Origin of the sequence: Dissulfuribacter thermophilus, assembly GCF_001687335.1 — a bacterium.
GTDB classification, from domain to species: domain Bacteria; phylum Desulfobacterota; class Dissulfuribacteria; order Dissulfuribacterales; family Dissulfuribacteraceae; genus Dissulfuribacter; species Dissulfuribacter thermophilus.
Genome location: NZ_MAGO01000014.1, coordinates 23,053 through 38,340, shown reverse-complemented (window position 1 = coordinate 38,340; position 15,288 = coordinate 23,053). Strand labels below are relative to the sequence as shown.

At 40.5% G+C, this 15,288-nt stretch carries 13 protein-coding genes; 11 read left to right on the top strand and 2 right to left on the bottom strand.

Features of this window, described 5'->3' with window-relative positions:
* Nucleotides 1-70 precede the first annotated feature (70 nt).
* Together DBT_RS10875 and DBT_RS10870 are read left to right on the top strand one after the other, a co-directional pair.
* A complete protein-coding gene (locus DBT_RS10875) occupies nt 71-2,590 on the top strand; it encodes an HDOD domain-containing protein (RefSeq protein ID WP_067620497.1) in 2,520 nt (839 codons plus the stop codon).
* A 41-nt stretch (nt 2,591-2,631) separates the two neighbouring features.
* Entirely contained in the window at nt 2,632-4,521 is a 1,890-nt protein-coding gene (locus DBT_RS10870) for a hybrid sensor histidine kinase/response regulator (protein ID WP_067620495.1), read from the top strand.
* Here DBT_RS10870 and DBT_RS10865 read toward each other — a convergent pair.
* Nucleotides 4,496-6,277: a M48 family metallopeptidase gene (locus tag DBT_RS10865; protein WP_067620492.1), complete on the bottom strand. Its 1,782-nt coding sequence runs from the start codon at nt 6,275-6,277 to the stop codon at nt 4,496-4,498. The two genes, DBT_RS10870 and DBT_RS10865, sit on opposite strands and share 26 nt — an antisense overlap.
* 313 nt (nt 6,278-6,590) lie before the next feature.
* Here DBT_RS10865 and DBT_RS10860 point away from each other — a divergent pair, with 313 nt between their 5' ends.
* Genes DBT_RS10860 through DBT_RS12755 form a run of 8 tightly spaced genes read left to right on the top strand, consistent with a single transcriptional unit; the run spans nt 6,591 to nt 14,048 of the window.
* Nucleotides 6,591-7,241 (top strand): endonuclease III domain-containing protein, encoded by a 651-nt coding sequence (locus tag DBT_RS10860; RefSeq protein ID WP_279614894.1) that lies wholly within the window; start codon nt 6,591-6,593, stop codon nt 7,239-7,241.
* Nucleotides 7,242-7,283: 42 nt separating this feature from the next.
* Nucleotides 7,284-7,583: a hypothetical protein gene (locus DBT_RS10855; RefSeq protein WP_067620486.1), complete on the top strand. Its 300-nt coding sequence runs from the start codon at nt 7,284-7,286 to the stop codon at nt 7,581-7,583.
* The gene (locus DBT_RS10850; RefSeq protein ID WP_067620483.1) at nt 7,573-11,235 is read left to right on the top strand and encodes a pilus assembly protein; all 3,663 of its coding nucleotides are present in this window, start codon (nt 7,573-7,575) and stop codon (nt 11,233-11,235) included. The genes DBT_RS10855 and DBT_RS10850 overlap by 11 nt, the downstream gene beginning before the upstream one ends.
* A complete protein-coding gene (locus DBT_RS10845) occupies nt 11,232-11,666 on the top strand; it encodes a prepilin-type N-terminal cleavage/methylation domain-containing protein (protein ID WP_161939968.1) in 435 nt (144 codons plus the stop codon). The genes DBT_RS10850 and DBT_RS10845 overlap by 4 nt, the downstream gene beginning before the upstream one ends.
* On the top strand, nt 11,641-12,141 hold the full coding sequence (locus DBT_RS10840; protein WP_067620476.1) for a type IV pilus modification PilV family protein: 501 nt from the start codon (nt 11,641-11,643) through the stop codon (nt 12,139-12,141). Before DBT_RS10845 ends, DBT_RS10840 begins: the two co-directional genes overlap by 26 nt.
* On the top strand, nt 12,134-13,087 hold the full coding sequence (locus DBT_RS10835; protein WP_067620473.1) for a PilW family protein: 954 nt from the start codon (nt 12,134-12,136) through the stop codon (nt 13,085-13,087). The genes DBT_RS10840 and DBT_RS10835 overlap by 8 nt, the downstream gene beginning before the upstream one ends.
* A gap of 1 nt (nt 13,088) precedes the next feature.
* Nucleotides 13,089-13,565, top strand: coding sequence for a hypothetical protein (locus tag DBT_RS10830; RefSeq protein ID WP_067620470.1), 477 nt, complete (start codon nt 13,089-13,091; stop codon nt 13,563-13,565).
* A 57-nt stretch (nt 13,566-13,622) separates the two neighbouring features.
* Entirely contained in the window at nt 13,623-14,048 is a 426-nt protein-coding gene (locus DBT_RS12755) for a pilin (protein ID WP_067620467.1), read from the top strand.
* Here DBT_RS12755 and DBT_RS10820 read toward each other — a convergent pair.
* The gene (locus DBT_RS10820) at nt 14,029-14,466 is read right to left on the bottom strand and encodes a hypothetical protein (RefSeq protein ID WP_067620464.1); all 438 of its coding nucleotides are present in this window, start codon (nt 14,464-14,466) and stop codon (nt 14,029-14,031) included. The genes DBT_RS12755 and DBT_RS10820 overlap by 20 nt on opposite strands.
* 358 nt (nt 14,467-14,824) lie before the next feature.
* Between DBT_RS10820 and DBT_RS10815 the strand changes: the two genes are divergently transcribed.
* Nucleotides 14,825-15,256 carry a secondary thiamine-phosphate synthase enzyme YjbQ gene (locus DBT_RS10815; RefSeq protein WP_067620461.1) on the top strand — a complete coding sequence of 144 codons (432 nt, stop codon included), beginning with the start codon at nt 14,825-14,827 and terminating at the stop codon, nt 15,254-15,256.
* Nucleotides 15,257-15,288: the final 32 nt, after the last annotated feature.

Sequence of the window (15,288 nt, the reverse complement as noted above, 5' to 3'; positions counted from 1 at the left end):
GTTTTCTGTGAATGGCTCACTAAAGTTGGTATTTTATTTTTGTATTTTAATCCAAAAAAGGACTATGTAAATGGATCACAGTTTAGTATTGCCATCACTACCAGTTGCAGTTACGAAATTTTTGGAAGTAAGTCTCAATGAATCATGTGATTTAAAAGAGTTAGCCAATCTGGCTGGTACTGATCCCGCTCTTTCTGCCCAGATATTGAGGGTGGCAAATTCGCCTTATTTTTCAAAAGGACGAAGTGTCAGTTCACTTCAACAGGCCTCTGTAGTCCTTGGGTTGAAATTACTTCAAAACATAGCCCTAACCATTGGTATTTATGATACTTTTTCTGATTTGTCCAATCTTCCTAATTTCTCTTTAGGGGCATTTTGGTACCATAGCCTGTCTACAGCAACCAGTGCAAGACGCCTTGCTGAGAGAGTTGGTTTTGGGGAGCCAGAAGAGGCATTTATTGCGGGACTTCTTCATGATATTGGACAACTTGCATTGATTAAAAATTATCCAGAGAGATACCAACAGCTCTTTGAGCTCGCCAGTTCTGGAAAGTCGGTAACTGGGAAAGAAAAAGAAATTTGGGGGAAAAATCACGCCCAAATCGGCGCTGAATTGTTAAAAAAATGGAGGATACAACCTGTTATTTGTGATGCCATATGGACTCATCACCAGCTACCATCTGAAATTGCTCAATCCTCCTTGTTGGCCAAAATTATTTATTTGGCAGATATACTCAGCCGTTCCATGCAGAGATCAGATAGTGTGGATATCAAGTATCTCGAGGAATTAGGAAAAGATCTCTTAGGGCTAGCCCAAAATGATATAGAAGAACTTTCTGAAAAGATAGAAACAGATGTCAATGAACTGTCATTGATTTTGGGTTTTACCACAGAAAAGGATGGTGGCGACCTATTTTTGGAAATAGTCTCAGGGGAACAAGACCATAGATTAAACCTCAAAGACAAGGCCAGGAACTATTCACTTCTAGTTGGAACTCTTCAAAGTCTTGTTGGAGCCGTTAATGAACGAGAACTTATCGAGACGTTTATCAAGTCTTTGATATTGTTTTTAGATGTAAATTGTATCCTTTATCTCAATAAAAGGGGAAAGCATTTATACGGAGAGATTGCTTTAGGTACAAAGGATGATGCCTTTGCGACTAAATTGGCTCTCCCCATGGGACAAGGGACAATCTGGGACAAAGTTTTTGAAACTGGAAGACCGATTTACAGTAAAGATTTTTTTGCAAGAAGCTCAGCCAAGATTATTGAACGTAAGGTTTTGTCATATTTGGGACAGTCTTTTGGAATATTTCCAATTAAAGGTGGGAATGAGTTTGTAGGAGCTATACTGATTGGTGAAGAAGATGGCCAAAAGCTGAAGGAATATTCTGAGATTATTGGCATACTCTCTAATCAGGTTGGTCAGGCCTTGAAGAGTTTTTCATTGAGAAAGCTCCTCAGAAAAGAACAGGCGATTAATGAGGCAATTTTAAAACATACGAAAACTGGTTTTATACTCTGTAAGGAAGAGGGAGACATTCTTTTCTTGAATCCTATTTGTAAGACTTTTTTGAATTTTTCAAATGGTAATAAGGTGATAACGAGAGAAAACCTTTGGGATTTATTGGGAATCGATGAAGAGACTAAGACGGAAATTATTCGTGCCTCTAAACAAGGCAAAGAGCATGATTTTATATGGCATAATGAAAAGGATAACTGCGAAAAATGGATCCGCCTTTTGACTAACCCCATAGAAATAAACGGGGCAAAAAGGCTTTTAGTCGCAGTTCATGATATATCGGCTGAAAAGCTACTTGAGAAAGAGAGACTTCAACATGAGGCGCGCCTAAAGGAAGAACTTGGAAGAAAGACAGAGGAGTTGAGAGATACCCATGAAAAGCTCCTTAAATTGGAACGACTTAGTGCAACGGCTGATTTTGCTAGAAAGGTAGTTCATGAAGTAAACAATCCTTTAGGAGTGATAAAAAATTATTTGAGGATATTAAAGATTCAGTATGAAAAGGGCGAATTAGCTTCTGAAGCCATTGATGCCATTGATAGAGAAATCGATAGGATTTCCAGCATATTAAATCAGCTAAGGGATTTTGCTAATGGCGCAGGAGGTTTGAATAATTCTAGTAAACGTCCAGGATCTGTTGAGAATGCCATAATGGATATAGAGCGTCTGATTAGACCGGACTTGGATGAAAAAGGTATAAAGTTAGAGGTAACGATTGAATCCAATTTACCCTTGGTAAAGTTGGATGAAGATGGTATTAAGCAGCTTTTAATAAACATGATAAAAAATGCAGAAGAAGCTTTAGATGGAAGAGAAGGCATTATAAGAGTCAAGGCCAGGAAGGGGCCCTATCATAGGGTTATCATTGAAATCTCGGATACCGGTCCGGGTATCGATGTTGAAATTAAAGACCGGATTTTTGATCCATATGTTTCTACAAAAGGGGCCATGAATTCAGGCTTAGGTCTGTCTGTGTGTTATGGACTAGTCAAGAGTGTAGGCGGGGAAATCCATGTGAAGGACACGCCCAGAGGAGCAACATTTGAAATTGGGTTGCCAATTAGCTGAGGCGCAACATAACTGAAAATATTGAACAGGATGTAGCTGAAGTGGAAAAAAAGATTCTCCTAGTGGAAGACGATAAAAATATGCTAAATAGCCTGTTATTGCTCTTTAAGCATTCAGGCTTTTTTGTCACAGGCGTCTCTTCTGTTAAAGAGGCCTTGAACAAAATGCAAGAGGTGCGGTATGACGTCGTAGTTACTGACCTCGTCCTTCCAGATGGTGAAGGATTTGATATCATGGTTTACTGCAAAGAAAATGGCCTTGAAACCAAGGTCATTGCCATGACAGGGTATGCTACCCTGGACTCCGTTGTGACGGCCTTAAGAAAAGGTGCCTATGATTACGTAGTAAAGCCCTTTGATTTTGATATCTTAAAACACGCTGTAGAAAAGGCGTTTGAGGCGATTGATTTAAGAAATAATGCGTTGAAGTTGAAAGAACGCTATGCCGAACTTGTTGAATACCTGGACGATGGTTTTTTCGTTCTAGAAGGAACAAAACTTTTATATGCCAATGAGGCAATGGCAAGGCACCTTGGTGTCCCCAAAAAATCTCTTATTGGAACAAATATAACTGATTATTTGGAGCCTGATCACAAAAAAAGCTTTGAGTCCAAATTAAAGGGACTTTCATCCCCCCATTCAAGACCACTTTTAGAAGAATTTACCTTTGTCAAACGCGATTCTGGAGAACGACTCATTGCCGAAGTGAAGCTTAGTAGTTCGCCCTCGGAGGGAGGAAAAAATAAGTTTATAGGGCTTATAAGAGACATTGGAGAGCGTAAAAAACTGTGGGAGCAACTTGTCAGGGCGGAAAAACTGGCGCTCATGGGAGAAATGGTTGCAGGGATTGCCCATGAACTCAATAACAAGCTTACGCCCATCCTAGCATATGTAGATCTGCTCACCAAGGAGGGACTACCAGAGCATTTAGAAAAGAAGCTTGGAATTATTCTAAATGCCGCCCTTGGGGCAAAGGGTATAGTGGAAAGCCTTCTGTTGTTTTCACGGCAAGAGAAACCCAAGATCGGTCCTTGTGATATCAATGAGTTATTGGAGGCTTCAAAAGACCTTGTATCTGCCTCTTTTCGAGGTAGCAATGTAGAAGTCATAACAGAATTTGATCCTGATTTACCCCTTGTAAAGGGTGATCCACTCCAGTTGGAGCAGGTCTTTTCAAATATTATCAAGAACGCATTTGAGGCCCTTGGAGGAAACGGGAAGATAATTTTACGAAGTACTCAAATCGGCGATGATGTAGTAGTAACGATTGAAGACACGGGGCCAGGGATCCCTAGCAATATCATATCAAAGATTTTTGAGCCTTTTTTTTCAACAAAGGGAAGGGGAAGGGGGACAGGACTTGGCCTAAGTCTGTGTTATGGCATTATTAAGGAACATGGAGGAGATATCTCCGTCTGTTGTAATAACCAGGGCACGAGATTTTCCATTATGTTACCTGCGGAAAAACGGTTTATACATAAGAGTTTAGCAGAAACCCGCCCAAATTCTGAAAATGCCCCTCGTTCTATGTTGGGAAAGAAGAGGATTTTACTTGTGGAAGACGAACCTGAAATAGCAGCTCTTTTGACTGAGATCCTCGGCCAGAAGTTTGATGTCAGCTGGGCACGTAATGGAGATGAGGCCTTGAGATCAATAGAGAGTAATGTCTTTGATCTCATTGTCTCGGATATCAGAATGCCTGGACTCGATGGTATTGCCCTGTATCAACAACTGCGGGAAATGGATCCAAGTTATTGTAAAAAGATAGTCTATACAACTGGTATAACCTGCGATGATCGCACTAGAAAGTTTTTGGATGAATCCGGTGTGGAATGTGTTAGAAAACCCTTTAGAATTGCCGAGTTGATGGGTATTTTGGAAAAAAAACTCCTCTATTCCAAACAGCCTAATGGCTGTTCATTTGGGATTTGACGAGGGCGTCCCTAAATCGTTGTAGTTGTCCTTCATAGTAATCTTTTTTTTCTGGTTTCATGCCAATTGCTTGTTTTTCCAATAAAATGGCTTCCTTAATATTGCCATTTTTAAAATAGGCCTCAGCTAGAGTATCTAAAATGTATGGGGCTTCTTTTAGTTTTAGGGCCCTTTTTGCCAACTCCAAGGCATCCTTTGGTCTGAAGAATCTCGGGTCATTGCTTGTGGCATACAGCCATGCCAAATTGTTTAGGGCTTCAGGGAGATTGGGTGAGAGTTTAAGTGCCTTTTTCAAAAAGCGCTCTGCCTTTTCATAATCCTTTTTTTCTAGAAAGAAGTTTCCAAGTTCCAGATAAAGTTCAGGGCTGTTTTTCCCTCTTTTCAATAGCTGTTCAATATATATAGTTGCCAGATTCTCTTTAGCCTTTGTTTCCCACACATCTTTTGGAAGGACAGAGGGCAGTGCTAGTAATAGGATGGAGATAATGACAAAGGCGGTTTTAATTTTAAAAAGGCGTTTTTTAAAGTTTAACAATATCTTCCTATCCTCATAGGCGGCTACCAAGAAATCGACCCGTTCTCTAATACTGTAGTGATGCCAGTTTGGTTGATTTCTGATGCCCCCTGCAAGGTAGGCCACTTTTTCCAGGGCATTGATTAGATGAATGGGATTGTTATCTGTTTCAAAGATTGATGCGTCTGCCTCCCTCTCAAAATTTCTCATAAAAAAGCCAACAATAAACCTGAAATAGAGTAAGAAGCTTAGTGCAAAGGGTAAGACAGAAAAGAGGCCAACCATGATGGAATCGTCTTGGGCCTTGAGGAATAATTCCAATACGCCCTTTTTAGTCAAAAGCCAGACCCACAGGGGATCAATCAACCTGTAGAGAATGGATATATAGGCAAGGAGCAACACTATGTACCAGAGCATGTGCCGTCTTTTGATGTGTTCCATCTCATGGGAGAGCACTGCCCTGATCTCGGGTACAGATAGGTAGTTAAGAAGGCAGGGAGTCAGGAGAATATAGCGAAATTGTGGTACTATCCCAAGCACAGCAGCAGTACATACCCCTAAACCTTCTGCTGGCCAGAGGAGTATCTCCTTAACTCTTTGCCCTTTTTTTCTTAAAAAATCCTCTATTTCTTGTCTCAAAGGCGATGGAGGAAGTGGTACACACGACCATAATCTGTAGGTAACTGGAGGTAGTATTATAACCATCGATACTATAAAGATCCCAGTAAAAAAGAACTCTGAATAGGGCAGGTTTGTTGCCCTGAAGATGTCACCAATAATGCCTGCAAAGAGATATGGGACAAGAACAGGTAATACCAATCGCGATTTTTCTAAGACAAATTTATTTTGGTCAGGAAAAAGCTTTCTGATCTCACGAGAAACACGCCAACCTACTGACCATCCCATTATGACGTAAAGAAAATACAAGAAAAGCCCGATACTCTCTGTAAAGGTGTTGGAGAAGTCTATAATGGGCAGGTGTGGGAAAAACCATTTAAGGTTAAGGGCGTAAAGATCAATGAAGAGAGGAATTATTGCAAACCAAAGGATTTTGTCTGGAAGACGCCTCAATTTATCTTTGCTGAGTTTGGTCCAGATCAGGCAGAGTCCATACCATGCCAAGGTCTTGAGTCCCCAGATAATGGCCAAGACTTTAGGGGATAAATCAGGTGGAACTTCATCAGGTGCACCTACAATAAGTGAAAGCGCTAATATAATTGCGAGTAACTGGCTGTAAGGCATGATTAAAAACTAACACATGAACTCCAATTATGCACTTCAAATACCAGACAGAAAAATTTTTTTAATAGCATTACAGGACCTTATAAATTGAAGTGAGGGGGTTGTAGTGAGTCTTATGGAAAAATCCTTCACCTGAAGGCGTTGATTCATTCAGGTTTATATCTCAGGTGGTTTGGTCAAAAGGGGCTTTGGCTCTTGGCTGATGTGTCTGGTAAGTTGGTTTTTAGAGTGCCAAAGCTCGTATGTATGTCTAGGGCTTGGTTAAATTTGCAAAGGTGTGACCTAAACATTTTCGGTTTCATAATGGGAGGAAATGATGGCAGAAATCGGCGAGCGGCTTATGGACATATATGAACGGCTCTACAGACACTTTGGTCCCCAGGGGTGGTGGCCAGGAGATACACCCTTTGAGGTATGTGTGGGTGCAATCCTCACTCAGAACACTTCATGGAAAAACGTTGAAAGAGCCATTGAAAACTTGAAAATAGAAGGGCTTCTCAGCCCTGAACAGCTTTCAAAAGTTGGTTTGGTTGAGCTTGCTGAACTGATTCGTCCAGCTGGTTACTACAATGTAAAGGCAAAGAGATTGCGAAATTTTTTAGATGCACTTATGAAGGATTTTTGTGGATCATTAGACAAATTGTTCTCCCTTGAACTCTTTGAGGCAAGAAGGTGGCTTTTGTCAATTTCAGGAATTGGCCCAGAGACTGCTGACAGTATCTTGTTGTATGCTGGCAACAAGCCAATTTTTGTAGTTGATGCCTACACCTTTAGACTCCTTACTAGGCATGAGATAATTTGGGGAGACGAATCCTATGACGAAGTCCAGGATTTGTTTTTAAAAAAATTACCTAATGATGTTAAATTATTTAATGAATATCATGCCCTCTTGGTGGCCGTTGGGAAAGAATGTTGCAAGAAAAGCTCTTATAAATGCCAAGATTGCCCGGTTCAAGGTGTATAATTACGTGGTATTTTTTTTGCAGTAAATAGGAAAGAGGTGGTGATGAGCCAATTTAAGATATTGTTAATTACAGCATTATCTATTTTCACTCTTATAGTTGCCAATAAGGCTAATGCCTTAGATGATATAGTTTTTAGTGGAAAAGTTATAGATATATCTGGAAATAAGGTAACTATTTTAATATTCGGTCCTTCATGTAAAGGCTTTCACAAATATTCGGTGCCAGACGAGAATAAATTGCAAAAAGGTAAAATGATCAATTTTATTGTTTATGGGGACTGCAAGAGTGAAGGTGCCCCAATTAGGATCTTTACATTGAAGGATATGACTAATGAAAAATAACAGGCTCCTTATACTTTTAGTTTTTATATTATTTTTTAAAATAACCAATAATGCCACGGCATCTTTAAATGAATATTGTGCTACTCCTCCATTTTTAACCTCTTCTATTCCGGCAAATGTACTGTTTGTAATTGACAAAAGTGGCAGCATGAGTTGGTTTGCCTATTATGATCCATGGGCAGATGCCTCTTATGATCCCACTTCAAGTTATAATGCCACTAAGGAGTATGAAGGCTATTTTGTTCCAGATAAAAAGTATAAACTAATAAATGGAATTTGGACTGAAACAAATGATTCCCTATCATGCAACATACATCATTTTGTCACTAGTAGCTCAGGTTCTTTCTATCATATCCTGTATCCTGTCGGTGTTTGTAGCGGAAATCAATTAAACTTTGCTTTAATGACAAGGATGGATCTATTTAGATGGGCTATAACCGGAGGAAGACCAGTAAGTTGTACAGATGGAGACTTTACTAATCCAAACTGTGATCCCAATTTGGCCTGCACAGGTCCAACCTGTGTTTTAGAAACGATCAATGATGGTGTGTGGTATTTATATTTTGATGGAAAGTGGCATCGTTATGATGCACGAGTGGAAGTCCCTATCTCACGTATAAATGGCATTACACAGATCTTTGAGGATTTGGAAAATAGACCTAGATTTGGAGCGCTTTTTTATAGTAACGGCATAGAATCTCACAAGGTATATATTGGTGATTATCCTGATGGTAATGATGCTGATCCTAATCATCCATATACTTATTTAAAAAGATACATTAATGCCATGCCTCCTGGCGGTGGGACAGGATCTAGTATAGCAATGTGGGAGGCATATGATTATTTTAAGCAACAAAATGATCACAGATATGCCAATGGTTTTAGTCTGAGCACTCCCTCAAGTCTTCACCGTGATCCCGTTTATATTTGCGATGCATATCGTTCCAATTGTCGTCCAGCACCATGTATGAAAAATTTTGTAATTCTTGTCTCAGATGGACAATGGAATTATGGAGGAGATCCTCCTGGCTGGACCTGTTCAATTGATTCTGGGGGGACAAATTATTCTGCTGATCCAGTTGTCCCGGCCTATAGAATTCATACTGAGACACTCCGTACCATGAATGGAATTCCTATAAATGTGCATGATGTTTATACACTGGGGTTGTTCCTTGGGGGGACAGGAGAACAGTCTTTAAAGAATGTTGCGATGTACGGATCATTCGACACCAGTTCTAATACATGGCCAGACACATTGACTGGTTACCCACAAACTAGCTGTGAAATGGACGATTGTGGCCAAGGAAAGGGCAGTGCATGCACTCCACTCCCATCGTCCACACCAGATTGGGATAGTGATGGAGATGGGAAGCCAGATACTTTTTTAAATGCCAAGGATGCAAATACAATAAAGAATTCATTATTGAAATTTTTGCTTGATATCCAGAAAAAGACATCGGCAGGAAGTTCGGTTTCTATCTTGGCGACCAAGGCCAAAAAGGGTAGCATCATGAGCCAAGCCGTATTTTATCCAGAGAAAAAATTTTCCTCTTACAAAGTTACCTGGCCTGGATATCTGAATTCTTTTTGGTTTTTGAATACTAAAACAGCACAAAATATTAGAGAAGATACTGTCAACGCAACTTATTTAGACTTAACAGGAGATTATATAATAGATTTCTTATTGGATTCATCGGGGAATTTGCTGATTGATGCCTATAACAGTGCATTAAACGGTACAGCTACTACATTGGCTACACAATATTTTTCCCTCGACGATGTTCATAAGGTATGGGAAGCAGGAAATAATCTAAGATCTATGTCTCCAGCCAATAGGAAAATAAAATATGCGTTTTCGACATCAGAATGGTTGGAGTTCAATGCAACAAATGTAGATGGTAATGAGAGTGGAATTCAAAATTTTTTGGGGACAGATTTGAGCGAATATCCTTCATGCCTCGGTAGCAACTTGTCTCAGGCACGACGCAATCTGGTCAAATACATAAGGGGTGAGGACGTGGCTAATTGCCGTGAGCGAGAAACCGGGAGTGGCGTATGGAAGCTTGGGGACATTATATACTCCACTCCTAAGCTCATTAATTATAAAGATTATTCTATGATTTTTGTTGGGGCCAATGATGGCATGTTACACGCATTTAGAGTTGGCAAGGCCAGGAATGATGGTCTGAGCCCAGGGCAGATAGTGCGTGTGTGTGATGATTCCAGTGTTAACTGCACAGTGACTAAATTGGGTAAAGAAGAATGGGCCTTTATACCTAAGAATGTCATGCCATACCTTAGATATCTTGCTGATCCCAATTATTGTCACCTCTATTTTGTTGATTTGTCTCCATACATAATTGAAGAAGACACCAATAATGATGGTTATATTGATAAACGTATATTGATTGGTGGCCTAAGACTAGGTGGGGCATGTGGATGCACATCTACTGATTGTATTCTACCACCATCTGATACATGCTCAGATCCCAGTTCCTCAGAGTGCGTTGGCCTCTCGTCTTATTTTGCACTTGATGTTACTGACCCAGCTGATCCAAAATTCCTATGGGAATTTTCAGATCCTAAATTAGCGCTAACTTTTTCAGGGCCTGCTTATATAAAGAGAAAAAAAACACAGTTTATCATGTTTCTGTCCGGTCCAACAAATTATAGAGGTGCCGCAGGACAAGATTTGAAGATTTTTGTACTGAAGTTAAACGGGGATTTTAGCCTTGATACTGTCTATAAGTTCGATGGAGATGGAAAGGATGTTGGATTTACAAAAATAAGCGAATTGGCCTCCTACAATAGGACTTTTGGAGGCAGACTTTTTACCAACGGAATTGATTATGATGGAAATGGTACTACAGATGCCGTCTTTTTTGGAGTGAGTCAGTATACAGGTACTGTGTGGCAGGGCAATGTCATTGGTGTATTGACAGGTGATGATGATCCCATGAAATGGGATTTTGAGACCGTATTTCAAAGTGCTAGAGAGCCAATTACTTCCAAGGTGGAATATATGAAGTGTTTTGACATGAACTATATTTATTTTGGTACGGGAAGATGGTTTTATAAGACTGATGAAGAGGGTCAAAATATCAATGATACAGAGAAGTTGTACGGCATAAGGATTGATGAGTGTCTATTGGAAGGGCCTGGCCACTGCAGTCTCAACAATGCCCACAATTCACAGGATGTCTGCAATGAACTTGATCGAAACGCAGCGCAAAATGTTGCATGGACCATTGAGGACTTGGAGCCCAATGATGGGACATATTTTAAGGAACGGACTATTACCGATCCAACTAGTTCTAATATGAATCTTATATTTTTCACAACAATGCAGCCTTCTGCTGACCTATGTTCTTTTAGTGGTCGATCCAGGCTATGGGCCTTGAATTGCGCTACTGGTGGAAACATGACCTCCAGCTGTAATGGACAGTTTGCCATAAAAAATCATGGGGGGACCCTGTTCTTACAACTGTCACGAGGAAATATCGAGGATGCTTCCATAAATGAAGGTGTATTCTCTCTTGAAGGGGGACGTACTACTGGATGGATGACTGGGGTGCCTCCAGAGTCATCCACGCCTCTTGCTGGAGGTTCCCCAGGACGAGAAGGCGAGATAATGTTGTGGATGGAAAAGTGACGAATCAAAAGGGTCTTACACTAATAGAAATAGCAGTGGTTCTCGTAATTTTAACGATTCTTGGGACTATTTTTGTTAGAAATCTATCGCGTTTTCATGCTTCAAGCTCTGTTGAGAACGATTGTAAAATGATTCATGCCTTCTTACAGCAGATGAGGATGGAGGCATTCTCAAAGAAGGTCTCACTCAACATAGTAATATCAAATAACGGTACTAGATTGTGTGAAACTGTTCAGGGAAAATGTATAGACCTCAATAATCGGTTTTCTGCAAGTGGCAATTTTACCATTACTGATAGGGGGATTTTTTCTAACGGCAATATCCATTTGAGTGAGGCAACTACAGACAATCCAACCTATTCGTGTGTGGTGTTGTCTACCACCAGGGTAAGACTAGGAGAATGGAATGGCTCGAGTTGCATTGCAAAATAATATCTCAATATTGGCAACTGATCAGGGGGGCTTTTCTTTAGTTAAGGCCAAGGCCAATACAGAAGACGAGCCGTTTTCTGGCTATTTACCAATACATAATTCCACTGGCGGTTTTACCTTAGTTGAGGCACTTATTGCGATTTTGATACTTTCAATAATGCTGCTTGGTCTCATTCCTGCCTTTATACGAGCCTACAATATTAACTATGAACTTGCTAGCAGGGATACAGCAATAGATATCGCTCAGGAAGTCTTGGAACAGGCAAGGAGCAGCGGGTATTCTTCTGTAACATCTGGGATCCAGACCATATATCGCAGGATAAAAAAGACCACCATTCCTTATACTGTAAACACCACTGTTACGGATCTTTTTGATGGCGATCTCAAGAATGTCAAAGTAGTGGTATACTGGACCATTAAGGGTGAGCAAAAATCCTATAGTCTAACCACTGTTGTTGGAGACATTAATGAATAATCAAAAAGGGTTCACCCTTGTAGAGATCTTGATTACGATGGTGCTAGTGTCAGCAATAATTGGCATGGCATATTATGCATATAATAGACTCGCTACAGGAATCACTACAGAATCTAGCTCCATACAGGGAGCAATGGACAAGATTGTTGGACTTGAGTTGCTTAGGCTTGATATAGAACATGCGGGCTTTGGAATTGCTAAGGAAGAGACATGTTCGCCTGTGCGGTGGATTGCCACATTAAATTCCTCAGACCCATGTGATCCAGATATAGAAAAAGGGCTTATCCTTCGTTCAACATTGAATAATACCAATCAAAAAAACCTGGGTTGGATCCTTGTGGATTGTAAACAAGATGAAAGCTGGTTAAACCACATCATAGTGGATGAAAGAAAACAGCCTACAAATAATGTCGTATTTCTGGATTATAGAAAGCATTTTGCCTTTTCAGGCAATTTAAATTCAAAGTGCCCTCTAGATGCCCATTATATCGGGTACCCTGTTGATACCTCTGTTTCAAGTGGCTGTAACATACAGACATGTACAAGGATAGCATATGTATTGAGTTCGTCTCAGTCTCTTGCTCAATGTGCCCAAGGGACAAGGAACCTTTTGAGAAAAGTGGGAGGGGGGCTAGGGGCACCCATACTAAATTGTGTTGCGGACTGGGAAGTGCGTTTTGGGTTGGATACTGACACTGACGGTGCAGTGGACTCTGTTGTTTTAGGTACAGACCTTCCTTCTAGTCCAGATGAAATCCGTAAGCAGCTCAAATACATTAGTTTTTATGCACTTGTACAGGAGGGCAATTTTGATTCGACATATAATTATGGAAATAACGTCACAGTAGACAACAACGTTGTATTGACCTTTCCAAGTGACTGTCCCACATGCCCTAATTATCACTGGAAGGTGATAAAAAAGACAATAAGGTTAATGGACCTTTGATATGAAGGTATGGCCACAGTTTAGGCAAGAGCGCGGTATGGCCTTGATTACAGTGTTGCTCCTCGGCCTTTTTGGAGCAGCACTTGTCATTGGAATCTTCTACATGTCAAAAAATCTTGTGACAATGTCTGGTATAGGATCAAGATACGTAGGCGAGTTAGAAGAGGCGAAAGGTATAGTCCACTATATAGCTGGGACCATAATGAGTCCAACGAGAGACCTCAGGTGTGGCGTAAAGGGCGAAAAAATTTGTTTGCCAAATGGAAATGCAGGCTGTAATTCTAGTTCTATGGCATATATTTATATCCCGACCAACCTCTATGATTCTTCAAAGTATATGGCAAAGGCATGTTATCTATTCTCAGTGGAGGATCCTGAATCTGTAGAGCCTTACACAATGCATGGTTTTTGGATTGAGGTGTCTAATCCTACTACAGGTGAAAAGGTAGAGTTAGACTTTGTATATAAGGTAAAATGATAGACATCATGGGGAGAACAATACCATCTAAATCCTGTACGGCAAAAGGAGGCAAAAATGAATTTTGAACAATTTGGGCAAACTCGCCAAGTGCAGGATTTAGGTACCAAAAAACGGCGTCAAAGAGGATTCACCCTGGTAGAACTCCTTATAGTCATAGCTATTCTGGCAATTTTAGGTGCAGTGGCATTAAAGATGTATCAACCAATAGTCAATAGGACTGTCTGTTCTGAAGTTGAGGTGACTGTCCATGAGACAATGCTTGCAGCGGTAAAATATTTGAACGAGACTGGGACCGCACCCAGTGGTGATGCTACTTCATTGGGAATTAAGTATCCAGACCACGTTGCCTCAGTGGTTATAGGAGGATCAGGGAGCTCATCTTCACCCCTAACTGTAAATGGGACTGCGGTAGACAACAAATGTCCCAAGGGCACAAAGTATGTTTTGACTGAAAATGAGGTCAAGGGTAAATGGAAGTAAAGAAAATTCTACTGGAATAGGTGAGGGCAGTTCCAATTGCCATGTAAATTGTACTGACAACATAAACCGGTGCCGGACTTGCACGAAGTAACCTTCCCAAGGTTATCATTAGGGCTATTAAGAGCCAGTTTTTCCAAGAGAAAAAACCGAACAAGCACTTATCGTCACCTCTTTTTTGTATGCGTATCGTTGCCTTATTTGCTGCTTTGTCCAGGATTATTTTCCCTTTTATGAGGCCGATAACTGTGGCACCCAAAATACAAATAATTATCAACCAATTTTCATATTGGTTTAAAATTAACCATCTTATGCCCCTAAAAAATAACATAATTCCAACCAGAGACCACATGGCCCCAGCCAAAAAAAGTTGCTTTTTACTCGATCCTTTGGGCTTTATCATGTCAGATACTTTAGTCATAGATTTTTTTTAGTGCTAACAGTGCACCCGTTCTCCTTGGTTGTCGAGTGTCTGTGTACATGGAATATCTCCGCCTCGAATTTGGGGTACCCTGCGAGTGCTTACAGCTAGGGACTCTATCCCACTTTAAAGACGGTTTAACCTTTGAGAACATAGATTTTTTACTAGGCTATTGGTAGATTTTCAACAAATATCTTAATTTTAAATCCTGTGCCTGTCCTTTAGCCAAAGTGGAAGCAGTGATGACGTCCAATAGTTCAAGGTGAATTTCTTTGTTATGTCTTGACTCTATAATAACTGAATATTAAGGATAAAATCTTAAAATATCCTTAAAAAACTTGGGCACTGGAGGATTCCAATGGGGCTTGAAATCTTTTGTGACACCATAACAAAGTCTTTAGATCGGGGACCTGATATTGTAGATATTACTGGCGATCTAGAGAAAATCCTAAAAGAGAGTGGTATCGCCCTTGGAACTTTGAATGCTACGGTGATTGGCTCAACGGGCTCCATTACCACAATAGAATATGAAGAAGGTGTAATAGAGGATTTAAAAGATGCAATCAAGCGCCTTGCCCCAGAGGACGCCTACTATAGACACGAACTACGCTGGCATGACGGAAATGGTCATAGCCACGTCCAGGCTGCTTTGATGGGCCCTTCGATTGTCGTAGGAGTGAGGAACGCAAGACTCAATCTCGGCACTTGGCAGCAGGTGGTGGTCATCAATCATGACAACAAACCAAGGCAGAGGAAGATTGACGTAACGATTATAGGTCTAAGGCCTTGAATATCTATATTTCAGCCATTTGGAGTGCATAA